Origin of the sequence: Pseudomonas sp. ADAK7, from assembly GCF_012935675.1 — a bacterium.
GTDB lineage: Bacteria > Pseudomonadota > Gammaproteobacteria > Pseudomonadales > Pseudomonadaceae > Aquipseudomonas.
This window is the reverse complement of record NZ_CP052861.1, coordinates 3,772,678-3,796,611: the sequence shown is the minus strand read 5'-3', so window position 1 is coordinate 3,796,611 and position 23,934 is coordinate 3,772,678. Positions and strand designations below refer to the sequence as shown.

The window sequence follows — 23,934 nt, the reverse complement described above, 5'->3', positions numbered from 1 at the left end:
CGTCATGAGCCTGCGTTAGTCTGACCGTTCTTTGCTGTCTGCCGAGCTCTCCATGCCTGACCTGCTTGACCGCTACCCGCTGACGGCGGGCACTTATCACGAACTGCTCGACGACAGCGGCGCGGTGCGCCCGCACTGGCGTCGGCTGTTCGACCAATTGCAACGCAGCACCCCGGCGCAACTGGTGCAGCGCCAGGCGTTGTTGACCCGGCAAATCCAGGAAAACGGCGTGACCTACAACGTCTATGCCGACCCCAAGGGTGCCGATCGCCCGTGGGAACTGGACCTGTTGCCCCATGTAATTGCCGCCGATGAGTGGCAGCAATTGTCCGCCGGGATTGTCCAGCGGGCGCGTTTGCTCAATGCGGTGCTGGCCGACCTTTATGGCCCGCAGCGTTTGATCGCTGAAGGGCTGCTGCCGGCCGAGCTGGTGTTCGGACACAACAACTTTTTATGGCCTTGTCAGGGCATTTCTCCGCCTGACGGGGCCTTTTTGCATCTGTATGCCGTGGATCTGGCGCGCACGCCTGATGGTCGTTGGTGGGTGACGGCGGACCGGACCCAGGCGCCGTCCGGTGCCGGTTATGCGCTGGAAAACCGCACCATCGTGTCCCGGGCCTTCCCCGAGTTGTACCGGGATTTGAAAGTGCAGCACCTGGCCGGCTTCTTTCGCACCTTGCAGGAAACATTGGCCCGTCAGGCACCGTGTGACGATGAGGCGCCGCTTGTGGTGCTGCTGACGCCGGGCCGCTTCAACGAAAGCTATTTCGAACACTTGTACCTGGCACGACAGCTCGGTTATCCACTGGTGGAGGGCGGCGACCTGACCGTTCGTGACGCCACCGTCTACCTGAAAACCCTGAGCGGTCTGCGCCGGGTCCACGCGATCATGCGCCGCCTCGACGATGATTTCTGCGACCCATTGGAGTTGCGCACCGACTCGGCCCTCGGCGTGCCGGGGTTGCTGGAAGCCGTGCGTCAGGGCCGGGTGCTCGTTGCCAATGCCTTGGGCAGCGGCGTGCTGGAGTCGCCGGGGTTGCTGGGCTTCCTGCCAAGGATCAATCAATTCCTGTTCGGCGAAGAACTGATCCTGCCATCCATCGCCACATGGTGGTGCGGTGAAGCGCCGGTATTGGCCCAGGCTTTGGAAAAGCTCCCGGAATTACTGATCAAACCGGCGTTTCCGTCCCAGAGCTTTGCGCCGGTGTTTGGCCGGGATTTGAGTGAAAAACAGCGCCAGGCGCTGGCTGAGCGCATGCGAGCGCGACCTTATGCCTATGTGGCGCAAGAATTGGCGCAACTGTCCCAGGCGCCGATCTGGCAGGCCGAGGACGGTCAGTTGCAGCCTCGAGCCATCGGCATGCGCGTGTATGCGGTGGCCAGTCGCGATGGTTATCGGGTATTGCCTGGTGGATTGACCCGAGTGGCCGCCGAGGCCGACGCCGAAGTGGTGTCGATGCAGCGCGGTGGCGCGAGCAAGGACACGTGGGTGCTCGGTGAGCGAGCCCCCAGCGGCGAACAATGGAAAACCCAGCGCACCATTGGTGTTCATGACTTGGTGCGCCGCGATCCTTATCTGCCTTCGCGGGTGGTGGAGAACCTGTTCTGGTTCGGCCGTTACTGCGAGCGCTGCGATGACAGCGCGCGGCTGCTGCGGATCATGCTGGCGCGTTATGTCGATGGCGATGACCCGCAAGCGCTGGAGGCGGCGGTTGATCTGGGCGAACGGCTGCACCTGTTGCCCGATGAAGGCGAACTGCCGGAGCGTTTGCTTGCTGCACTGTTGGGCGATGACTGGCCGTTCAGCCTGCGTTCCAACCTGCAACGTTTGCAATGGGCGGCCTCGCAAGTGCGCGGCAAGCTCTCACGGGAAAACTGGCAGGCGCTGGTGGAGTTGCAGCGCGAGGCCATTGAACTGGAAACCGAAGAGCCTGATTTCGGCGAGTTGCTGGATTTCCTCAACCGCTTGGTGATGTCCCTGGCGGCGCTGTCCGGTTTTGCATTGGACGATATGACCCGGGACGAAGGCTGGCGCTTCCTGATGATCGGCCGGCGGATCGAGCGCTTGCAGTTTCTCAGCGCCAGTCTCGCGGCGTTTCTGCGCGGTGCCGGGGCCTTTGATCAGGCCGGGCTCGAATGGCTGCTGGAACTGGGTAACAGCAGCATCACTTATCGCTCGCGGTATTTGGCGGTGGCGCAGTTGATCCCGGTGCTTGACCTGTTGCTGCTGGACGAGCAGAACCCGCACGCGGTGCTGTTCCAGTTGAAATTGGTGACCCGAACCTTGAAGCGCCTGAATGACGATTTCGGCGCACCGCGCGAGGCTGGGCTGCCGCAGTTGGTGGAGCGCTTGATGCACTTCGATCTGGGTTGCCTGGAGAACTCGCTGTTTGGCGAAGCCAGCGTCCACGCGGCCGTCGAGGGCTTGGCTGATCTGCTGCAAGAAATCTCTGATGCCAGCAGCCAGGTTTCGGATCGTTTGGCCCTGCGCCATTTTGCCCATGTCGATGATGTCAGCCAGCGCACGGTGTCCGTCTGATGAATGCCCGTTACCAGATTTTCCACGACACCCATTATCACTACGACAGCCCGGTATCCCTGGCCCAGCAACTGGCGCACTTGTGGCCGCGGGCCTGCGCCTGGCAGCACTGCACCGCCCAGGCATTGTTGATCAGCCCGCAGCCGACGACCCGTCGGGATGAACTGGACGTGTTCGGCAATCCGCTGACCCGCCTGGCGTTCGAGCGACCCCACGATGAGTTGCTGGTGAACGCCGAGCTCACGGTCGAAGTGCTGGCCCGGCCGATCCTGGATTTCACTCAATCGCCGGCCTGGGAAGCAACCCGCAATGCGCTGACCTACAGCAGTCAGCCGCTTTCACCGCAGTTGCTGGAGGCTTGCCGCTATCGTTTCGAATCGCCGTACGTGCATTTGAAGCGCAACTTCGTCGAGTTCTCGGAAAGCTGTTTCCCTCCGGGGCGGCCGCTGCTGTTGGGCGTCCAGGCGTTGATGGAGAAGATCTTCAGCGAGTTCACCTTCGATGCCGAGGCAACCCAGGTGGCCACGCCACTGGTGGAAGTGCTGGAGCGACGGCGCGGCGTCTGTCAGGACTTCGCGCACCTGATGCTTGCCTGTGTGCGCTCTCGCGGTTTGGCGGCGCGCTACATCAGCGGCTATTTGCTGACCCAGCCACCACCGGGCCAGCCGCGATTGATCGGCGCCGATGCGTCCCATGCCTGGGTCTCGGTGTTTTGCCCGGTACTGGGCTGGGTGGATTTTGACCCGACCAACAATGTGCAGCCGGCGCTGGAACACATCACCCTGGCCTGGGGCCGGGACTTTTCCGATGTGTCGCCACTGCGTGGGGTGATTCTTGGCGGCGGTAACCACGATCCGGAGGTTCGGGTGACGGTGATGCCGCTGGACTGAGCCGATCGTTCCCACGCTCCGCGTGGGAATGCAGCCCGGGACGCTCCGCGTCCCAAGTCGGACGCAGAGCGTCCATTGAGGCATTCCCACGCAGAGCGTGGGAACGATCATTAGGAGGAAATCCAATGTTCCCGGTTTCAATCAAAGGCGTCCTGCAATCCCCCGAAGGCCTCATCGTGTTGATGCTCAACGAGCGCGACGAATGGGAGTTACCGGGTGGGCGGATTGAACTGGGCGAGACGGCACCGGACTGCCTGGCACGGGAAATCGCCGAGGAGTTGGACGTCGAGGTGGGGGTGGGAGAGCCGCTGGATTCGTATCTGTTCGAGGTGATCCCCGGTAAACACGTGTTTATCTCGACCTACCGCTGCCAGTTGCTGGGCGGTTTTGTGCCGAAAGTCAGTCATGAACACAAGGAGATCGGGCTGTTTGATCCGGCGCATTTACCGGCCAACTTGCCCAAGGGGTATCGCGATTCGATTTGCAAAGCGTTGGGCCTGTGAGGGTCAGCAGCCGTGCTGCTGACCCTGGACACAGATCCGGTGAGCCTGATCAGATCATCGGGCTCTGAGGGTCTCAGGCGTCGGGCGCCTGATCTTTCGGTGCTTCAGCATCATCTTCTGCCACCACTTCACCTTCTGCATCCGGGTTCAGTGCTGCTGCTTCTTCTTCAGCTGTAGCTTTCTTGCGCTGAAGCTTTTCCTCTTTCTTCTGCTCCTTGGCCAAGTCTCTCTGACGTTTGGCGAAGGAATAATTAGGTTTAGCCATGGGCGATCCTCTGGGGTCGAAGGTGAGGTTGAGCGGCGCATATTCTGCCTTGTATCGGTGCCTAGCCGTTAGCTGGGTTTTTGCTCGGCCCATTTTGGCAGGATCGAGGGTTGCCAGGCGTCCAGAGCATCGATCAAGGTTTGCGGCGATTCGCTCACTTGCAGCATGTCACGGTGTGGTTCGCGAACGAAGCCTTCGCCGACGATATGATCAAGAAAAGCGGTCAATTGACCATAGAAACCGTTTACTTCGAGCAAACCGAGGGGTTTGCCGTGGTAGCCGAGCTGACCCCAGGTCCAGACCTCGAACAGCTCTTCCAGCGTGCCGAGGCCGCCGGGCAGGGCGATAAACGCATCGCTGAGTTCCGCCATCCGCGCCTTGCGTGCATGCATGCCGTCGACCACTTCCAGGCGCGTCAGGCCGCTATGGCCGATTTCCTTATCCTTGAGGCTTTGCGGGATGATCCCGATCACTTCGCCACCGGCCGCCAGTGCCGCATCGGCGACGACCCCCATCAGCCCGACGGCGCCGCCGCCATAGACCAGGGTCAGCTTGCGCTCGGCCAATGCGCGCCCCAAGGCGACAGCCGCTTCACGATAAGCCGGGTTGGTGCCGGTGCTGGCACCGCAGAAAACACAAACGGATGCGATAGACATGCCTTACTCCAGGGTCAGGATGGCCACAGAGTAAAGGCACGCACGCATCGATCCAAGGCTTAAACCTCGCGTTTGGGTGTTTCATAGGTGCCGCTGGCGCCACAGGCGTAAGCGGCGAGCAAACTGCACAAAAAGCTGTTGATGGACATGACCGGCGCTCCAGATGAGTGATGACGACCTGAGGATAGGGCCGGACCAGACGCCTGGCTGTTAGATTGTTTCGATGAGTGTCATAGCCCGAAAGTTGTATACAATTTTTGATTCAGGTCATAGGAACTTGCGAAGTTTTCAGGCAGTCTTCTGTCCATTCGCGATTTTGTTAACCCTGCCTTGGAGATTCACCATGTTTGCCAAACTTGTTGCGGTATCCCTGCTGACGCTGGCCAGCAGCCAATTGATGGCTGCCGAGTGCAAGACCACCATCGACTCCACAGACCAGATGTCCTTCAACACCAAGGCCATCGAAATCGACAAGAGCTGCAAGACCTTCACCGTTGAGCTGACCCACTCCGGCAGCCTGCCGAAAAACGTCATGGGCCATAACTGGGTGCTGAGCAAAGAAGCTGACATGCAGCCAATCGCCACCGCTGGCCTGGCCGCGGGTATCGACAAGAACTACCTGCCGGAAGGCGACGCACGCATCATCGCCCACACCAAGATCATCGGTGCCAAGGAAACCGATTCGGTGACCTTCGACGTGTCGAAACTGGCTGCCGGCGAAGCGTACGGTTTCTTCTGCTCGTTCCCGGGCCACATCTCGATGATGAAAGGCACGGTTACTCTTAAGTAACGAGTTGCGCTACTCCCTGAAAAACGCCGCTGCGAAGCTCTCGCAGCGGCGTTTTTTTTGGTGAAAATTTAGCCCTCTTTGATGAGGGGTAATCACCAAGGCAACTAATACCGCTGGTCGGAAAGCAAATTTGACCTGTTATTTCTGACAGTAGACGGCTTTTTGAGTCAGGTGTCAGATGCGCAAGACGTCGCGCATCTCGCTGCGGCGATACAGTCAAAAACATAGGGAGTATGTTCATGACCAGTGATGCTTCGATTCGAAAACACGTACAGCCCCTTGAGGCAAATGTTCCACCTGTGGTGAAGCAGGCTGTTGTGATTTTCGCTGTGACAGATTCAAACGGAACATCAATTCCCAACGGCGGTTCCACCAGTGATGGCGGCCTCCGGTTTATTGGATATGCACCAGCCAATCAGCGGGTCGTCATTCGTGACAGTTACTTACGTGTCATTGAAGTCTTGTCCGATGCCAATGGCGCTTGGTCCGCGAGAGTAGAAGATCAAATATCTGATGTTCATGAGTACAGGGCCGTCGTTGACAGTGTCGTATCACAGCCATGGGCGGTCCACGTGCAGAGCGGATCGGCTGTGCGAATTGATTTGGTGAAAGACGTGAACGGCAATCCTGTCCCTCCTGGTAGCGTTACCCATGAAACGGTTTTGTTTCTGGAGGGGCGCGTCAGTAAACCCGGTTCGGAACTGGAGGTTTTGGACGACTTCACCCACCTGAGTTGGGTCCAACCACAAACTGACGGTAAATTCGTCTTCCAGCCGCAATCCCTGTTACCCGGTTATCACGTCTTCAGAGCTATTTCGGGTGAGAATAACGTGTCAGAGCCTTGGGAGATTGAGGTGGCTGAGAGGCGGAACACTGTTATCAGTCGCGTCAGCGAAAATGACCAGAACGGTGCGGATGTGACAGATGGTGGTATCACATTCGCAACGACATTGAGTTTTGTCGGCTCCAGTGCGCCTGGCAAGACAGTCAATCTCTATCTGGGTTCAGACGTGGTGTCCCGGAGCGAGGTTGATCCAAACGCCCACTGGAGTGCGGTTGTGAACGATCTGAAACCTGGTGAGCACATGTTTTTTGCACAGACAGACAATGAGCCGGGAGCGACGTGGTTTGTGACCGTACTGGAGTTGATTGACCCGTTGCGTTGATCGTCCTGTTTTGTAGCGCATTAACGAAATAAAAAGCCCACCGAACGTTGCCGTCCCGGTGGGCTTTTTTTGTACTGATTTTTCGGGCGATACCGCTTACGGCGCAAACGGCATCACCCGTTTGTGATGTGTCTTCTTGTACGTATCACAAATAATTTTGAACGCATCCTCACGCACCGGTTCGCCGTGCAGGAACGCATCGATCTCGGCATAGGTCACGCCATGGGATGCTTCGTCCGGCTTGCCCGGCGACAGGTCTTCAAGGTCGGCTGTCGGGATTTTCTCAACCAGCGATTCCGGCGCACCGAAGCTGCGAGCAATCGCCCGGACCTGGTTCTTCACCAGCCCGCTCAACGGAGCCAAATCGCAGGCACCGTCACCGAATTTGGTGAAGAAACCCATCACCGCCTCCGCCGCGTGGTCTGTACCGATCACCAAGCCGTGGGCCGCGCCGGCGATGGTGTACTGGGCGACCATGCGCATCCGCGCCTTGGTGTTGCCGAGCACGAAATCCACCGACACCGCATGTTTGCCTTCGAACGCCGCCACTTCACTGGCCAGGGATTTGACCGCCGGGCCGATGTTCACCGTGTGGCGCTCGTCCGGGGCGATGAAGTCCACCGAGGCCTGGGCATCGTGTTCATCGAACTGGGTTTCATACGGCAGGCGCACGGCGATGAACTTGTAGTCGGCCTCGCCGGTGCGCTCTCGCAGTTCGCGCATGGCGCGCTGGGCCAGCAGGCCGGCGGTCAGGGAATCGACGCCGCCGCTGATGCCGAGCACCAGGGTCTTGAGCCCGGAATTGACCAGGCAATCCTGGATAAAGGTAATCCGCCGGGCGACTTCAGCCTCGAGGGCGGCCTGGTCGGCGAACGGCGGCTGGACCTTGAGCTGTTCAGCAATCTCACGCTGTTCGGCTTGCATGAATTCACTCCTTGCTAGGAATACTGGAAAGGGCAGGTACTTTGAAAACGTGTCGCAAATAGGCGACGAAATTCGGGTCTTTGCAGTGAGTCTTGCCTGGCTCATCAGAAATCTTGGCCACGGGCTGACCGTTGCAGGCGGTCATTTTAAGCACGATGCTCATCGGTTCAACACCCGGAATGTCACAGGTCAGGTTGGTGCCGATGCCGAAGCTGACATTGATCCGACCGCGCAACGCACGGAATATTTCCAGGGACTTGGGCAGCGTCAGACTGTCGGAGAACACCAGCGTCTTGCTCATCGGGTCGATGCCGAGCTTGTGGTAGTGCGCGATGGATTTTTCCGCCCACAGCACCGGATCCCCGGAGTCATGGCGCAAGCCGTCGAAGAGCTTGGCGAAATACAAGTCGAAATCACCGAGGAAGGCATCGGTGGTGATGCAGTCGGTCAGGGCGATCCCGAGCAAGCCGCGATATTCGCGAACCCAGCAATCGAGGGCAGCAATCTGGCTGTCGATCAGCCGTGGGCCGAGTTGCTGATGGGCCATGATCCACTCATGGGCCATGGTGCCCAGGGGTTTCATGTCCAGTTCGCGGGACAGATGCACGTTGCTGGTGCCGACGAAACGTCCGGGGAAATCGTGCTTGAGCACGTTCACCACTTCTTCCTGCACGCGGTAGGAAAAACGCCGGCGTGTGCCGAAATCGGCGACCTGCAACTCGGACAATTCGTCGCTGCTGGCGTTGGAGGTCAGCCAGTCGAACTTGCGATAGAGCTGCTCACGGGCCTGTTCCAGAACGACTTCGCGGTAGCGATAGCGGTTACGTACTTCGCTGACAATCGCCAGCATCGGCACTTCGAACAGAATCACATGCAGCCACGGCCCGCGCAGTCGGATAAACAACTCGCCGTTTTCAATGCCGGTGTGAACGTAGCGCAGATTGAAGCGGAACAAGCCGAGAAAGCGCAGGAAGTCCGGCTTCATGAAGCTGATGCGCTCCAGGAAACTCAACTGGTCGGCACTCAGGCTCAACTCGGCCAGGCGCTCGATCTGGTAACGAATCTCCGCCAGGTACGGGCGCAAATCCTCACTGTTACGGCAACGAAACTCCCATTCGACTTCGACGTTAGGGTAGTTGTGCAGCACCGCCTGCATCATCGTCAGTTTGTAGAAGTCGGTGTCGAGCAGGTTCTGCACGATGCGATCGCCGAATACGCTCTCGCTCATAAGGGAATCTCCAGGCTGGTCGCGGCCCGTGGTCGCGACGTTTCAGCTGTTTCAATGAATGGGGGTAGTGGCGCATATCAGAGGCTGTTATTGCCAGTGATTTTTTAGACCTCGTCGGATTCCTGTGATCGCGAGCCTTTGTGGCGACCCTAGAGTTGTGGTGTGTGCGGACTATCAATCTGCTCCAGCATCCACTTCACAAAATCCCGCACCTTGGGCACTTCCGCCGAATGCTCGGGGTACGCCAGGTAATACGCGTCGGAGCTAGGCATCGCATGCTTCCACGGAATGACCAGTTTGCCGTCAGCCAATTCCTCCTCCACCAGAAACCGCGGCAACAACGCTACGCCGCAGCCAACCTGAGCGGCACGGATGCACATATAGAAGGTTTCGAAGCGCGGGCCGTGGTAGCTGTGTTCGGTGTGGTAGCCCTGGTTATCGAACCAGTCGTGCCAGGCCTGTGGCCGGGAGGCGTTTTGCAGCAGGACCAGGTCGGCGAGTTGCGTCGGGTCGGTGAACGGCGTGTCCGGCAGGCTGCCCGGTGCACACACAGGAACAAGCTCTTCGCCGAACAGTTTCAGGCTTTCGGTGCCGGGCCGTGAGCCTTGGCCGAAGTAGAACGCCAGGTCGCTGCGACCTTGCAGCAAATCGTCGGCTTCTTGCTCGCTGCACAGGTCGAGGTGAATCGACGGATGGCGCAGGCGCCAGCCTTTCAGGCGCGGCACCAACCAGCGTGCGCCGAAGGTAGGCGGCGTCGACACGCGCAGGACTTCGGTATCGCCACCGTAGGAACGTAGGTAATGGGTCGACATCTCGACCTGGGTGAGGATTTTTCGTACTTCCACCAGGTACAAATCACCGGCCGGGGTCATTTGCAGGCGTCGGCGCACCCGGCGGAACAGCAGGTGCTGCAGCAGTTCTTCGAGTTGCGCCACCTGTTTGCTGACGGCGCTCTGGGTCAGGTTCAACTCTTCGGCGGCCCGGGTGAAGCTCAGATGCCGGGTCACGGCCTCGAAACACTGCAGGGCGGTGATCGACGGCAAGTAGCGTTTATTCAGCATGGGTGGTCCTTTTTCTTGTTGCTCTATGCTTTTCTTTTACCGACAGATGCGAAGCATGAATAAACGGAATGATATCTCGCTTAATGGTCGTTTGTTGGCTCGTCTGAGTGGCGCTACAACTACAGGCCTGATCAGCCGTGATTTCCCGGCTGCACGATTTCCGTTTTTTGCTTGAGGAGTGACCCATGGTTGCCGCATTGCTTGATCGTCTTGGTGTGAACCCGGCCCTGTACCAGAACGGCAAAGTGCCGGTGCATTCGCCGATCGATGGCAGCCAGATTGCCGCCGTGAATTGGGAAGGCGCTGCCGAAGTCGAGCAGCACATCAGTCGCGCAGATCATGCGTTCGAATTGTGGCGCAAGGTCCCGGCACCGCGCCGTGGCGAATTGGTGCGCCAACTGGGCGACATCCTGCGTGAATATAAAGCTGATCTCGGTGAGCTGGTTTCCTGGGAAGCCGGCAAGATCACCCAGGAAGGCTTGGGCGAAGTTCAGGAAATGATCGACATCTGCGATTTCGCCGTCGGTCTGTCCCGCCAGTTGTACGGCTTGACCATCGCTTCCGAGCGCCCTGGCCACCACATGCGCGAAACCTGGCACCCGCTGGGCGTCGTCGGCGTGATCAGTGCGTTCAACTTCCCGGTCGCGGTCTGGGCCTGGAACACCGCGCTGGCGCTGGTGTGCGGTAACCCGGTGATCTGGAAACCGTCGGAAAAAACCCCGCTGACCGCACTGGCCTGTCAGGCGCTGTTCGACCGCGTACTGAAGAACTTCAGCGACGCACCGCCGCACCTGAGCCAAGTGATCATCGGTGGCCGCGATGCCGGCGAAGCATTGGTCGATGACCCGCGTGTCGCGCTGATCAGCGCCACCGGCAGCACCCGCATGGGCCGCGAAGTGGCGCCGAAAATCGCCGCACGCTTTGCTCGCAGCATTCTGGAACTGGGCGGCAACAACGCGATGATCCTCGGCCCAAGCGCCGACCTGGACATGGCCGTTCGCGCGATCCTGTTCAGCGCCGTCGGCACCGCCGGTCAGCGTTGCACCACGTTGCGTCGTTTGATTGCCCACGAATCGGTGAAGGAAGAAATCGTCACCCGCCTGAAGGCGGCGTACGCCAAGGTGCGTATCGGCAACCCGCTGGAAGGCAACCTGATCGGCCCGCTGATCGACAAAAACAGCTTCGAGAACATGCAGGAAGCGCTGGAGCAAGCCTTGAGCGAAGGCGGCCGGGTGTTTGGCGGCAAGCGTCAGCTGGAAGATAAATTCCCCAATGCCTACTACGTTTCGCCGGCCATCGTTGAGATGCCGGAGCAAAGCGACGTGGTGTGCAGCGAAACCTTCGCCCCGATCCTCTACGTGGTCGGTTACACCGATTTCAACGAAGCGATGCGCCTGAACAACGCCGTGCCGCAAGGCCTGTCGTCGTGCATCTTCACCACCGACGTGCGTGAAGCCGAGCAATTCATGTCGGACGTGGGCAGCGACTGTGGCATCGCCAACGTCAACATCGGCCCGAGCGGCGCGGAAATCGGCGGCGCGTTTGGTGGCGAGAAGGAAACCGGCGGTGGCCGTGAATCGGGCTCCGATGCATGGCGCGCCTACATGCGCCGCCAGACCAACACCGTGAACTATTCGCTGGAGTTGCCGTTGGCTCAGGGGATTACGTTCGACTGATGGGCTACGGAGCTTTTTGTTGATCGTTCCCATGCTCTGCGTGGGAATGCCTCAATGGACGCTCCGCGTTCGCTTTTGGGACGCAGAGCATCCCGGGCTGCATTCCCACGCAGAACGTGGGAACGATCAGGTGTGTGGTTAGGTTTCTGATTGGAGTCTGGCAATGCCGTTACGCGAAGAGTGTCTGTGGGAAAAACTGACGCCGCAAAGGCCTGATAACGCGGCGCTCAAGGGCGAAGTAACGGTCGATGTCTGCGTCATCGGCGCCGGTTTTACCGGGTTGTCGGCGGCGGTGCATTTGTTGGAAGCAGGTAAAAGCGTCTGCGTGCTGGAAGCCCATCGCGCCGGCCATGGCGGGTCCGGACGCAACGTCGGGCTGGTCAACGCCGGGATGTGGATTCCGCCGGACGAGATCGAAGCCGGATTTGGCGAAGCGGTGGGCAGTCAGCTCAACCGCATGCTTGGCGCGGCACCGTCCCTAGTGTTCAGCCTTGTGGACAAGTACAACATCGATTGCCAGTTACGCCGCGAAGGCACGCTGCACATGGCGCACAACGCCCGTGGCGAAGCCGATCTGCGCAGTCGTGAAGAACAATGGAAGCGCCGCGGGGCACCGGTTGAACTGTTGACCGGCCAGGCCTGCGAACAAGCGACCGGCACCAAAAAGATCGCCGCCGCGCTGCTTGACCGGCGTGCCGGCACGATTAATCCGATGGCTTACACGACCGGGCTGGCCAAAGCGGCCATCAACCTCGGCGGTCAGCTGTTCGATCATTCCCCGGTGATCCGGCTGGAACGTCAGGGCCAGCGCTGGTCGGTGCAAACCGCCCAAGGCTCGGTGCTTGCCGATCAGGTAGTGATCGCCTCCAACGCCTACACCGAAGGTGACTGGACCGAGTTGCGACGTAATTTCTTCCCCGGCTATTACTATCAAGTGGCTTCGGTGCCGCTGACTGATGACGCTGCGCAACAGATTCTGCCCGGCGGCCAAGGGTCCTGGGATACCCGCCAGGTGCTGAGCAGCATCCGTCGCGATAAGGACGGGCGCCTGTTGCTCGGCAGCCTCGGCAACGGCAATCAGAAACCGACCTGGTTCCTGAAAGCCTGGGCCGACCGCGTTCAGCAACATTACTTTCCCTACCTCAAACCGGTGGAGTGGGAATGCACCTGGACCGGTTGCATCGCTTTCACCCCCGATCACCTGATGCGCCTGTTCGAACCGGCGCCCGGTCTGGTGGCCGTCACCGGATACAACGGTCGGGGCGTCACGACTGGCACGGTGGTCGGCAAAGCGTTTGCCGATTATTTGTGTAACGGAAATCCTCAAGCGCTACCGATTCCGTTCGCGCCGATGCAGCCCCTGGCGGGTGTCGGCTTGCGCAGCTGTCTATATGAGGCCGGGTTTTCGCTGTATCACGCAGGCCAGTGCCTGCGGATCGTTATCTGATTGTTGAAATATGTTGCTGGAAGCGGCGCTTTTTCGCGCAGCGACTAGCCTGTAGTGGTGCGGGTTGTAGCAGTTGCGCACCACGAGTGTGCACTTCGGTGACGCAGGCTGTTACAGGCTGGTTGCACGTCGTTTGGCGCCGCGGTTGCAATGATGGCGCGTGCGGGTTGCGCCTTTTGAGATAAATGGTTTCACCTTCCGCGGTTTAGACGGTTGCACGCCCAATGAAAATGGGATCGAAACAGTCGAAATAACAATAAAGCAGCGACTTTTTTCAGAATAAAAAACCGATGGCACGGCCCTTGCTCTGAGCAACCAGCGAAGTCGCAGTGCCAACTAAAAAAAAACCTTGGAGCACCACCTCATGTCCCAGACGTTTTACAAGAAAGGCTTTCTGGCCCTCGCAGTGGCAACTGCGTTGGGTGTTTCTGCGTTTGCACAGGCTGATGTGAAAATCGGTGTGGCAGGTCCAATGACTGGCGCCAACGCGGCATTTGGCGAGCAGTACATGAAGGGTGCACAGGCAGCAGCTGATGCCATCAACGCATCGGGCGGCGTCAACGGGGAAAAAATCGTACTGGTCAAGGGCGATGACGCCTGCGAACCGAAACAGGCTGTGACGGTCGCCAAGGACCTGACCAACCAGAAAGTCGCTGGCGTCGTCGGCCACTTCTGCTCGTCGTCGACCATCCCGGCCTCCGAGATCTACGACGAAGCGGGCATCATCGCAATCACTCCAGGTTCCACCAACCCACAGGTGACCGAACGCGGCCTGAGCGCCATGTTCCGTATGTGCGGGCGTGACGACCAGCAAGGCATCGTGGCCGGCGACTACATCGTCGACGTGCTCAAGGGCAAAAAAGTTGCCGTGCTGCACGACAAAGACACCTACGGCCAAGGCCTGGCAGATGCTACCAAGGCTCAACTGGTCAAGCGCGGCGTAACGCCAGTGCTGTACGAAGGCCTGACCCGTGGCGAGAAAGACTTCAGCGCCGTGGTCACCAAGATCCGTGCGGCCGGTGCCGATGTGGTCTACTTCGGCGGCCTGCACCCGGAAGCCGGTCCACTGGTTAAACAACTGCGTACCGAAGGCCTGAAAGACGTGAAATTCATGTCTGATGACGGCATCGTGACCGACGAACTGGTGACCACCGCTGGCGGCCCGCAATACGTCGACGGCGTGCTCATGACCTTCGGCGCCGACCCGCGCCTGCTGCCAGACAGCAAGACCGTGGTGGACGAGTTCCGCAAGAAAGGCACCGAGCCTGAAGGCTACACCCTGTACGCCTACGCGTCGGTCCAGACCCTCGCTGCTGCCTTCAACGGCTCCAAGTCCAACAGTGGCGAAAAAGCCGCCGAGTGGCTGAAGAAAAACCCGGTCAAGACCGTCATGGGCGAGAAGACCTGGGACAGCAAGGGCGACCTGAAAGTCTCCGACTACGTGGTCTACCAGTGGGACAAGGACGGCAAATACCACCAGCTGGAAAAACAGAAGTGATATGAACCGTTGATTGCCCGGTGCCTTGTGCGCCGGGCAATCAAAGAACATGTCCGTGCAGTACCTGTCTTTTCTCGTAGAGCTGCACACAACCGTGTTGCACTGGCGGCTGAACCCCGGTCCGTTGCAACCCGCTTCTGTGCAGTCTCTCAAATGCGTGAGATTGCGTTATGGATGGTATTTTCCTGCAGCAACTGGTCAACGGTCTGACCCTCGGGTCGGTCTATGGCCTGATCGCCATCGGCTACACAATGGTCTATGGCATCATCGGCATGATCAACTTCGCCCACGGCGAGGTTTACATGATTTCCGCTTACCTCGCGGCAATCAGTCTGGCTCTGCTGGCTTACTTCGGTATTGAATCCTTCCCGCTGCTGATGCTCGGCACACTGGTTTTCACCATCATCGTCACGGCGGTGTATGGCTGGGTCATCGAGCGCGTCGCCTACAAACCGCTGCGCAACTCCACACGACTGGCACCGCTGATCAGCGCCATCGGTATTTCCCTGATCCTGCAAAACTACGCACAGATCGCCCAAGGTGCACGCCAACAGGGTGTTCCAACCCTGCTGACCGGTGCATGGCGCGTTGAAGTCGGCACTGGCTTCGTCCAGCTCACCTACACCAAAATCTTCATTCTGGTCGCAGCGTTCGTCGGTATGGGCCTGCTGACCTATGTCATCAAGTACACCAAGCTCGGCCGCATGTGCCGCGCCACCCAGCAAGACCGCAAGATGGCCTCGATCCTGGGGATCAACACCGACCGCGTGATTTCCTACGTGTTCATCATCGGTGCAGCGATGGCGGCCCTGGCCGGCGTGCTGATCACCATGAACTACGGCACATTCGACTTCTACGCAGGCTTCGTCATCGGGATCAAGGCGTTCACTGCAGCGGTACTCGGCGGCATCGGCTCGCTGCCTGGGGCGATGCTCGGCGGGATCATCCTCGGGATTTCCGAGTCGCTGTTCTCGGGTCTGGTGAATTCGGATTACAAAGACGTTTTCAGCTTCTCGCTGCTCGTTCTCGTTCTGGTCTTTCGGCCCCAAGGCCTGCTCGGCCGTCCTCTTGTGTCGAAGGTGTAAGCGATGTCTTCAACCACTAAAAAAACCATAGATCTCAAAAGAAGCCTGGTTGACGCGATTCTTGCCGGCCTCGTTGCCCTGATTGTGTTCGGCCCGATTGTCGGCGTGGTCCTCGACGGCTACGGCTTCAACCTGCAACCGACCCGTGTGGCGTGGATTGTCGCCATTGTCATGGCTGGCCGTTTTGCCCTGAGCCTGTTCCTGCAAACCCCCAAGGGCCTGAAAATCCTCGAAGGTTTTGAAAGCACCGGTTCCGGGGTTCATGTACTGCCGCCTGATTACAAAACCCGTTTGCGCTGGATCATCCCGCTGGTAATCGTCATTGCCGTGGTGTTCCCGTTCTTCTCCAACTCCTACCTGCTGGGCGTGGTCATTCTCGGCTTGATCTACGTGCTGTTGGGCCTGGGCCTGAACATCGTGGTCGGCCTGGCCGGCCTGCTCGACCTCGGTTACGTGGCGTTCTACGCCATCGGTGCCTACGGTCTGGCGCTCGGTTATCAATACCTGGGGCTGGGATTCTGGACGGTGCTGCCGCTGGCGGCGATCACGGCGGGTCTTGCCGGGTGCATCCTCGGCTTCCCGGTGTTGCGTTTGCACGGTGACTACCTGGCGATCGTGACCCTGGGCTTCGGTGAAATCATCCGTTTGATCCTCAACAACTGGCTGTCCCTGACCGGTGGCCCAAATGGCATGGCGGCGCCGCTGCCAACCTTCTTTGGCCTGGAGTTCGGTAAGCGAGCGAAGGACGGCGGGGTGCCGTTCCATGAGTTCTTCGGCATCGCCTACAACCCGGACGTGAAGTATTACTTCATCTACGCCGTGTTGTTCCTGGTGGTCCTGGCCGTGCTGTACATCAAGCATCGCCTGGTGAAAATGCCGGTCGGCCGCGCCTGGGAAGCCTTGCGTGAAGATGAGATCGCCTGCCGCTCCATGGGCCTGAACCACGTACTGGTCAAGCTTTCGGCGTTCACCATTGGTGCCTCGACTGCCGGTCTGGCCGGGGTGTTCTTTGCGACCTATCAAGGTTTCGTCAACCCGACCTCGTTTACCTTCTTCGAATCGGCATTGATCCTCGCCATCGTGGTACTCGGCGGCATGGGCTCGACCATCGGCGTGGTCATCGCAGCTTTCGTGCTGACCGTCGCCCCGGAACTGCTGCGTGGCTTCGCGGAATACCGCGTGCTGCTGTTCGGCATCCTGATGGTGTTGATGATGATCTGGCGACCGCGCGGCCTGATTCGGATCAGCCGTACCGGTGTGGCCCCTCGTAAAGGAGTAGCGCCATGAGCGAAGTCGTACTCTCGGTCGAGAAGCTGATGATGCACTTCGGCGGCATCAAGGCGTTGAGCGATGTCAGCCTCAAGGTGCACCGTAACTCGATCTTCGCCCTGATCGGCCCCAACGGTGCCGGCAAAACCACGGTGTTCAACTGCCTGACCGGTTTCTACAAGGCCTCCGGCGGCAAGATCGAACTCAGTGTGCGTGGCGAGCAGACCAACGTTATCCAGTTGCTGGGCGAGTCCTTCAAACCGGTGGATTTCGTTTCGCCGAAATCTTTCCTCAGTCGCCTGTACTACAAGATGTTCGGCGGCACCCACCTGGTGAACCGTGCCGGCCTGGCGCGAACCTTCCAGAACATTCGCCTGTTCAAGGAAATGTCGGTGCTGGAAAACCTGCTGGTGGCCCAGCACATGTGGGTCAACCGCAACATGCTGGCAGGCATCCTCAACACCAAGGGCTATCGCAAGGCTGAAAGCGATGCGCTGGACCATGCGTTCTACTGGCTGGAGGTTGTGGACCTCGTGGACTGCGCCAACCGTCTGGCGGGCGAGCTGTCCTACGGGCAGCAACGTCGTCTGGAAATCGCTCGGGCCATGTGCACGCGGCCACAGATCATCTGCCTTGACGAACCGGCCGCCGGCCTCAACCCTCAGGAAACCGAAGCGCTGAGCGCGATGATCCGGCTGCTGCGCGACGAGCACGATCTGACCGTGGTGCTGATCGAGCACGACATGGGCATGGTCATGAGCATTTCCGACCACATCGTGGTGCTGGACCACGGCATCGTCATCGCCGAGGGCGGGCCTGATGCCATTCGCAACGACCCGAAAGTGATTGCGGCCTACCTGGGCGCTGATGAAGAGGAAGTGGTGCTATGAGCCAACCCATCCTCGAATTGAAGGATCTGGATGTGTTCTACGGGCCGATCCAGGCCCTGAAGAAAGTCTCGCTGCACATCAACGAAGGCGAAACTGTCAGCCTGATCGGCTCCAACGGCGCCGGCAAGTCGACCCTGCTGATGTCGATCTTCGGCCAGCCACGGGCCGCAGACGGGCAAATCATCTACCAAGGTGTGGACATCACCCACAAGTCGTCGCACTACATCGCGTCCCACGGCATCGCGCAATCGCCGGAAGGGCGGCGGGTGTTCCCTGACATGACCGTCGAGGAAAACCTGCTGATGGGCACCATCCCGATTGGCGACAAGTACGCCAAGGAAGACATGCAGCGCATGTTCGAGCTGTTTCCACGGCTCGAAGAGCGGCGGACCCAGCGGGCCATGACCATGTCCGGCGGCGAGCAGCAGATGCTCGCCATCGCCCGGGCACTGATGAGCCGGCCGAAACTGCTGCTGCTCGATGAACCGAGCCTGGGCCTGGCGCCAATCGTGGTGAAACAGATCTTCGCGACCCTGCGGGAACTGGCGAAAACCGGTATGACGATTTTCCTGGTCGAGCAGAACGCCAACCACGCGCTCAAGCTGTCGGACCGGGCGTATGTGATGGTCAACGGCGAGATTCGCCTCACCGGTACCGGCAAGGAGTTGCTGGTGAACGAGGAGGTGCGTAACGCTTATCTCGGCGGGCACTAAGCCTTAGAGCCCGTAAAAAACGCCCTGACGAACTCCACGTCAGGGCGTTTTTTTATGCCGGTCGCAACGTTTTTTTCAAATTGTGGAAAACAATATTCGCAAGCTCCTAAACCGCGACATAAAGCCGCTGCAAATAGTTGTTTTGTCACGGTTTTGACTTGTCCCCGTTTGCTGTGGAGCTGGCTGTGAATAACGTGGGAGTAGCTGGCTGAGAACCTTTAAAATCGTGGCTTTCAGGCGAGTGGTTGTTTTTTGATCAGGCGTTTTTCCGGGAGCATGAGCTGCCGTTGTCAACCTTTTTGTTGCCGGTCAAAAGCGCCGGATTCAAGCAGTGCCAGCCTGTGGATAAGTCTGTGGTTAAACTCTGGAAAGACTCGGCTGAGGGCCGTGGTTACTGGCTTGGCGCCATCGTCGGTTTCACCGGCCGATCGTGCAAAATGCCATGGGCTACACGGCGAGCCTTCGAGGGTCAAGCAAAAAACTTTCTGATCTGCTCGCAAAGCCTTATGCACAGCGGCTTCCAGCTTTTGCACTTGCCCCCAAAGACTGTGGATCGGCCTGTGGATAACGTGCGTGCACATGGCTGCAAGCCACGGCGGATAAGGCGTGGCGCCGGTTGGTCGTTTTTCATACAGAAACACGGCCCTTGTAGCAGCTGGCGAAGCCTGCGTTCGGCTGCGCAGCAGTCGCCAATACGGGTCGGCGTGGGAATGGGGTTGCATGGATTACGACTGCTGCGCAGCCGAACGCAGGCTTCGCCAGCTGCTACAGGGATTGATGGTGGCCTGTCGAGTTGTGCCGGTTGCCGGTAAGCGCCGCGCCGGGCATGCTGGCTGCTGATTTTCTATTCCAATGGCTGCCGTTCAGCCGAAGCAAGGAGAACACGATGTCCAACACCCTGTTTATCACCGGCGCGACGTCCGGTTTTGGCGAAGCCTGTGCCCGTCGTTTTGCCGAGGCGGGCTGGAAACTGGTGCTGACGGGCCGTCGTGAAGAGCGCCTCAACGCCCTGTGCGCCGAGTTGTCGAAGCAGACCGAGGTCCATGGCCTGGTGCTCGACGTGCGTGATCGCAAGGCCATGGAGGAGGCGATTGCCAACCTGCCGCCATCCTTCGCCAAACTGCGCGGGCTGATCAACAATGCCGGCCTGGCCCTCGGCGTGGACCCGGCGCCCAAGTGTGACCTGGACGACTGGGACACCATGGTCGATACCAACATCAAAGGCCTGATGTACAGCACTCGCCTGCTGCTGCCGCGCCTGATCGCCCACGGCCGTGGTGCCGGCATCGTCAACCTCGGCTCCATTGCCGGCAACTACCCGTACCCGGGCAGCCACGTGTATGGCGCGAGCAAGGCGTTCGTCAAACAGTTCTCCCTGAACCTGCGCTGCGACCTGCAAGGCACCGGCGTACGCGTCAGCAACATCGAACCGGGCCTGTGTGAAAGCGAGTTCTCGCTGGTGCGGTTTGCCGGTGACCAGGAGCGTTACAACGCGACCTACGCGGGTGCCGAGCCGATTCAGCCGCAAGACATTGCCGACACCATTTTCTGGGTCTTGAATGCGCCGGCGCATATCAATATCAACAGTCTGGAGTTGATGCCGGTGAGCCAGACCTGGGCCGGGTTCTCCATTGAGCGTAATGGTGGCAAGGCGTAAGACCGCGTAACGGCTGTTCGCGGGCAAGTCGAAGAGGCCGGAACAGCCAAAACAAGGCATAAGGTAGACTCCCCTCCCAACAACCCCACCGCACCCCGCGGTTTCCAGGGTTTTCAGAGGAGGCTACGTGAGTAACCGAGGTGAGCAGTCACTGCTCAAACAATCGACCATCCTGATGTTCGCCGTGGCGATCGCCGGGATCGTTACCGGTTTTGTTTCGGGTGCCCAATCCATCCTGTTCGATGGTTTTTTCTCGTTGATCGCGACCTTCATCAAGGTCCTGATGCTGATCACCGCCAAGCTGATCGCCAAAGAAAGCAATCACCGCTTCCAGTTCGGCTTCTGGCACCTGGAGCCCATGGTGTTGCTGATCGAAGGCAGCTTCCTGTTCCTGATCGCGATCTACGCCTTTCTGAACGGCGTGTTCGGCATCATCAATGGCGGCCGCGAGATCGAGCTGGGGCTGGTGATCATCTACGCGGCGGTGTTTACCGTTGTCGAGTTCGCCTATTTCTTCTACGTTCGCCATCGCAATCGCAAGCTCAAATCGACGCTGATCCAGTTCGACAACATCAGTTGGCTGGTGGACGCGATGCTTTCGGTGGGCCTGCTGGTGAGTTTCCTCACCGCGCTATTACTCAAGTCCCAGGGTTACGGCGAGTGGGCGGTGTACGTCGACCCATTGATCCTGATTCTGTTGGCGCTAAGCATGCTGCCGCCGGCCTTCAAGATCCTGCGTCCGGCGCTGCGCGATGTACTGGGGATTGTCCCGGATCAACTCAACGATAAAGTGCGCCAGGTGATGGACGCGGCGAAGGTCGAGCACGGTTTCGACGACTACATTTCCTACGTGCAGAAGCACGGGCGGGCGCGGTTTATCGAGATTCATGTGGTGTTGCCGGCGGACTATCCGCTGCAAGGCGTAGGGCAACTGGATGTGCTGCGCGAGGAGATTTCCGCGAAATTGGGTCAGGCGGATGCGGCGCGCTGGCTGACCATCAGCTTTACCGGGGATCGGAAGTGGATTGCGTGATTGGCCGGTGACCGCTTCAAGGCCATTCGCGGGCAAGCCTCGCTCCCACAGGTTCGGTGATCCCCTGTAGGAGCGAGGCTTGCCCGCGAAAGCAATCTGTCAGTCAGCGCAAATACTCAACCAACCCACGATAACAAGTCGCCAAGTGATAAGGCGTAGTCGAAGGCATGTCCTTGCGGCTGACTTCGCCCTCTTCATCACGACACTCATACCAACCCCCCGCATGCAGAAACCGTTGTTGCAACGCCTGCAATTGGCGCAGCACAGCGGCCTCACTGCCCGGCCGTAAAGTCAGTGCCCGCAGGTATTCGGCCTGGGCCCAGATGCGTTGGGTCGAATCCTTGGGACGGCCATCAAGTTCCAGATCAAGCATTGCCCGCACCGCACCGCTGCGCGGATCGACGCCCAGTTGCTCGGTGAAGGCGAAGGCACGCTCCAACGACGCATGCAGCTTCGATCCACGCAGCAACGGCGAGGATTCCAGCAGGAAATACCATTCGAATTGATGCCCCGGCTCGAACCAGTTATCCACAGCCCCCAGCGGTTTTTCCATCAACACACCGGTCTGCGGATCGATGAACTGCTGGTGCATGGCTGTGCATAACTTGAGTAGCGCGGCTTGGGCGCCAGCGTCTTCGCGCACGGACAAGGTAGCGAGGAAAGCTTCGGCCAGGTGCATCAGCGGGTTTTGCAGTGGCCCGGTGTCGAGGGATGACCAGTCACGGTCCAGGCACGCTTCGTACAGACCGTCGTCCGTGGCGAAGCGCTGGGCCACGACTTCCAGCGCGGCATTGAGCACCGACTCCACCAGCGGTTCGCGAACCTTGTCCCAGTAATGGGCACAGGCGAACAGGATGAAGGCGTGGGTGTAGAGGTCTTTGCGCTGATCCAGCGGCGCGCCTTGCGGGTCGATGCTGTAGAACCAGCCGCCGTGCTCGGCATCGTGGAAATGCTGCTGCAAGGAACGAAACAGCGCCGCCGCACGTTCTTCGGCGGCCGGCACCTGGCCGATCAGGCTGGAAAACAGATACAGCTGACGCGCGCAGGCCATGGCCCGGTAGCGTTGCGGCGGCAACGGTGAATGCTCGGCATCCAGCGCCTCGTAAGGCAGCGCCATGTCGGCGTTCCAGCCGGGGCCTTGCCAAAGCCGCACGATCACGTCCTGGAAGTGCTGTTGCACCGAAGCGAACAGGGCGGTCAATTCAGGCTGGGAGGCAGAGCGGGAAACATGAGGCATTGGCTGGCGTCGTCACGGCAGGGGCGATTGCGCGACATGGTAGCAGAGTGAGCGGGTCGATCGTTCCCATGCTCCGCGTGGAAATGCCTCGACGGACGCTCCGCGTTCGGCTTCTGATGGGATGCGGAGCGTCCCGGGCTGCATTCCCACGCGGAGCGTGGGAACCATCGGTTGAAGATCAGCCCGCCAATAACCACACCCCAGTCGCCGCGGAAGCTGCACCTGCGACGCGAATCAACGGCGCCGCCGCTTGAGGCAGCACCCGCACCACCGCATAACCGACCGCATGCAATGCCGCCGTCGCCGCGACGAAACCTGCGGCGTACGCCCAAGGGCTGGACATATCCGGCAATTCCAGACCATGGGCCACGCCGTGGAACAGCGCAAACAATGCAGTCGCTGCAACGGCCACGCTCAACGGTGGACGCACCGCCAAGGCTACGGCCAGGCCCAGCGCCAGCACCGAGGCGGCAATCCCGCTTTCCAGCGCCGGCAGGTTCAGTCCTTCAAACCCCAGCAAACCGCCGATCAGCATGGTGCCGACAAACGTGCACGGCAGCGCCCAACGCGCCGCGCCTTTTTGTTGCGCGGCCCACAAACCCACAGCGACCATCGCCAGCAAGTGATCGATGCCGCCAATCGGGTGGCTGATACCGGCGATCAAACCGTTATCGCCATGGCCCGGGTGGGCGAAGGCGATGGCCGGGGTCAGCAGCAGGGCCAGGGCGCCGAGGATGCGTTTGAGTGTCATGGATTAGCTTCCTTGTTGATAAGTCGTGATCAGGCTGCGATCAGCAGGCCTTGGCGTTCGATGAAGGCGATGATTTCTTCCAGGCCCAGGCCGGTCTTCTGGTTGCTGAAGACGAATGGCTTGCCGTTGCGCATGCGCTTGGTGTCGCTGTCCATCAGTTCCAGCGAGGCGCCCACCAGCGGCGCGAGGTCGACCTTGTTGATCACCAGCAGATCGGATTTACAGATCCCCGGCCCGCCCTTGCGCGGCAGCTTGTCGCCGGCCGAGACGTCGATCACATAGATCGTCAGGTCGGACAATTCCGGGCTGAAAGTCGCGGAGAGGTTGTCGCCACCGGACTCGACAATGATCAGGTCCAGCCCCGGAAAACGCCGGTTCAACTGGTCCACGGCTTCGAGGTTGATCGAGGCGTCTTCGCGGATTGCCGTGTGCGGGCAGCCGCCGGTTTCCACGCCGATGATCCGCTCGGGCGCCAGGGCTTGGTTGCGCACCAGAAAGTCGGCGTCTTCGCGGGTGTAGATGTCGTTGGTTACCACCGCCAGGTTGTAGCGGTCGCGCAGCGCCAGGCACAGGGCCAGGGTCAGGGCAGTTTTGCCGGAACCGACCGGGCCGCCGATGCCGACGCGCAGAGGTTGTGTGTTCATATGGTTCTCCAA

General features: G+C 59.7%; 22 protein-coding genes. 14 read left to right on the top strand and 8 right to left on the bottom strand.

Annotated features, from left to right (window positions below; genetic code table 11):
• Window positions 1-52 precede the first annotated feature (52 nt).
• The 3 genes from HKK53_RS17550 to HKK53_RS17540 all read left to right on the top strand — a co-directional run bounded on the left by HKK53_RS17550 (window position 53) and on the right by HKK53_RS17540 (window position 3,932).
• Window positions 53-2,539, top strand: a complete 2,487-nt coding sequence (locus HKK53_RS17550) for a circularly permuted type 2 ATP-grasp protein (protein ID WP_169371871.1) — start codon at window positions 53-55, stop codon at window positions 2,537-2,539.
• Window positions 2,539-3,429, top strand: a complete 891-nt coding sequence (locus tag HKK53_RS17545) for a transglutaminase family protein (protein WP_169371870.1) — start codon at window positions 2,539-2,541, stop codon at window positions 3,427-3,429. The genes HKK53_RS17550 and HKK53_RS17545 overlap by 1 nt, the downstream gene beginning before the upstream one ends.
• A gap of 125 nt (window positions 3,430-3,554) precedes the next feature.
• Window positions 3,555-3,932, top strand: a complete 378-nt coding sequence (locus HKK53_RS17540; RefSeq protein ID WP_169371869.1) for an NUDIX hydrolase — start codon at window positions 3,555-3,557, stop codon at window positions 3,930-3,932.
• Window positions 3,933-4,005: 73 nt separating this feature from the next.
• Here HKK53_RS17540 and HKK53_RS17535 read toward each other — a convergent pair whose 3' ends face one another.
• Both HKK53_RS17535 and HKK53_RS17530 read right to left on the bottom strand, forming a co-directional pair.
• On the bottom strand, window positions 4,006-4,197 hold the full coding sequence (locus tag HKK53_RS17535) for a hypothetical protein (RefSeq protein WP_169371868.1): 192 nt from the start codon (window positions 4,195-4,197) through the stop codon (window positions 4,006-4,008).
• A gap of 68 nt (window positions 4,198-4,265) precedes the next feature.
• Window positions 4,266-4,853: a TIGR00730 family Rossman fold protein gene (locus tag HKK53_RS17530; protein WP_169371867.1), complete on the bottom strand. Its 588-nt coding sequence runs from the start codon at window positions 4,851-4,853 to the stop codon at window positions 4,266-4,268.
• 343 nt (window positions 4,854-5,196) lie between these two features.
• Here HKK53_RS17530 and azu point away from each other — a divergent pair, with 343 nt between their 5' ends.
• Both azu and HKK53_RS17520 read left to right on the top strand, forming a co-directional pair.
• Entirely contained in the window at window positions 5,197-5,643 is a 447-nt protein-coding gene (gene azu, locus HKK53_RS17525; RefSeq protein WP_169371866.1) for an azurin, read from the top strand.
• A gap of 239 nt (window positions 5,644-5,882) precedes the next feature.
• Window positions 5,883-6,809: a hypothetical protein gene (locus HKK53_RS17520; protein WP_169371865.1), complete on the top strand. Its 927-nt coding sequence runs from the start codon at window positions 5,883-5,885 to the stop codon at window positions 6,807-6,809.
• Between the two features lie 96 nt (window positions 6,810-6,905).
• Here the strand turns inward: HKK53_RS17520 and nadE are convergent, their stop codons facing one another.
• The 3 genes from nadE to HKK53_RS17505 all read right to left on the bottom strand — a co-directional run bounded on the left by nadE (window position 6,906) and on the right by HKK53_RS17505 (window position 10,022).
• Window positions 6,906-7,733, bottom strand: a complete 828-nt coding sequence (gene nadE / locus HKK53_RS17515; protein WP_169371864.1) for an ammonia-dependent NAD(+) synthetase — start codon at window positions 7,731-7,733, stop codon at window positions 6,906-6,908.
• A gap of 4 nt (window positions 7,734-7,737) precedes the next feature.
• Entirely contained in the window at window positions 7,738-8,961 is a 1,224-nt protein-coding gene (gene pncB / locus HKK53_RS17510) for a nicotinate phosphoribosyltransferase (RefSeq protein ID WP_169371863.1), read from the bottom strand.
• Between the two features lie 149 nt (window positions 8,962-9,110).
• A complete protein-coding gene (locus tag HKK53_RS17505; RefSeq protein WP_169371862.1) occupies window positions 9,111-10,022 on the bottom strand; it encodes a LysR family transcriptional regulator in 912 nt (303 codons plus the stop codon).
• 185 nt (window positions 10,023-10,207) lie between these two features.
• Here HKK53_RS17505 and amaB point away from each other — a divergent pair, with 185 nt between their 5' ends.
• The 9 genes from amaB (at window position 10,208) to HKK53_RS17460 (ending at window position 21,290) form a co-directional block, all read left to right on the top strand.
• Complete coding sequence (amaB, locus tag HKK53_RS17500) at window positions 10,208-11,698, top strand: L-piperidine-6-carboxylate dehydrogenase (protein WP_133839412.1); 1,491 nt, start codon at window positions 10,208-10,210, stop codon at window positions 11,696-11,698.
• A gap of 163 nt (window positions 11,699-11,861) precedes the next feature.
• Window positions 11,862-13,145 carry an L-pipecolate oxidase gene (amaA, locus tag HKK53_RS17495; protein WP_169371861.1) on the top strand — a complete coding sequence of 428 codons (1,284 nt, stop codon included), beginning with the start codon at window positions 11,862-11,864 and terminating at the stop codon, window positions 13,143-13,145.
• 364 nt (window positions 13,146-13,509) lie between these two features.
• Window positions 13,510-14,643: a branched-chain amino acid ABC transporter substrate-binding protein gene (locus tag HKK53_RS17490; protein WP_169371860.1), complete on the top strand. Its 1,134-nt coding sequence runs from the start codon at window positions 13,510-13,512 to the stop codon at window positions 14,641-14,643.
• A 170-nt stretch (window positions 14,644-14,813) separates the two neighbouring features.
• Window positions 14,814-15,728: an ABC transporter permease subunit gene (locus HKK53_RS17485; protein ID WP_054044085.1), complete on the top strand. Its 915-nt coding sequence runs from the start codon at window positions 14,814-14,816 to the stop codon at window positions 15,726-15,728.
• Window positions 15,729-15,731: 3 nt separating this feature from the next.
• Entirely contained in the window at window positions 15,732-17,015 is a 1,284-nt protein-coding gene (gene livM / locus HKK53_RS17480; protein WP_169371859.1) for a high-affinity branched-chain amino acid ABC transporter permease LivM, read from the top strand.
• Window positions 17,012-17,887: an ATP-binding cassette domain-containing protein gene (locus HKK53_RS17475; RefSeq protein WP_133839408.1), complete on the top strand. Its 876-nt coding sequence runs from the start codon at window positions 17,012-17,014 to the stop codon at window positions 17,885-17,887. Before livM ends, HKK53_RS17475 begins: the two co-directional genes overlap by 4 nt.
• A complete protein-coding gene (locus HKK53_RS17470) occupies window positions 17,884-18,600 on the top strand; it encodes an ABC transporter ATP-binding protein (RefSeq protein WP_123513958.1) in 717 nt (238 codons plus the stop codon). Before HKK53_RS17475 ends, HKK53_RS17470 begins: the two co-directional genes overlap by 4 nt.
• A gap of 886 nt (window positions 18,601-19,486) precedes the next feature.
• Window positions 19,487-20,257, top strand: coding sequence for an SDR family oxidoreductase (locus HKK53_RS17465; RefSeq protein WP_054044081.1), 771 nt, complete (start codon window positions 19,487-19,489; stop codon window positions 20,255-20,257).
• A gap of 127 nt (window positions 20,258-20,384) precedes the next feature.
• Entirely contained in the window at window positions 20,385-21,290 is a 906-nt protein-coding gene (locus HKK53_RS17460) for a cation diffusion facilitator family transporter (protein ID WP_169371858.1), read from the top strand.
• 103 nt (window positions 21,291-21,393) lie between these two features.
• Here the strand turns inward: HKK53_RS17460 and HKK53_RS17455 are convergent, their stop codons facing one another.
• From HKK53_RS17455 to ureG, 3 genes are all read right to left on the bottom strand, one after another.
• On the bottom strand, window positions 21,394-22,527 hold the full coding sequence (locus tag HKK53_RS17455) for an AGE family epimerase/isomerase (protein ID WP_169371857.1): 1,134 nt from the start codon (window positions 22,525-22,527) through the stop codon (window positions 21,394-21,396).
• Window positions 22,528-22,705: 178 nt separating this feature from the next.
• Window positions 22,706-23,278 carry a HupE/UreJ family protein gene (locus HKK53_RS17450; protein ID WP_169371856.1) on the bottom strand — a complete coding sequence of 191 codons (573 nt, stop codon included), beginning with the start codon at window positions 23,276-23,278 and terminating at the stop codon, window positions 22,706-22,708.
• A 29-nt stretch (window positions 23,279-23,307) separates the two neighbouring features.
• Entirely contained in the window at window positions 23,308-23,922 is a 615-nt protein-coding gene (gene ureG, locus HKK53_RS17445) for an urease accessory protein UreG (protein WP_169371855.1), read from the bottom strand.
• Between the last annotated feature and the right edge of the window lie 12 nt (window positions 23,923-23,934).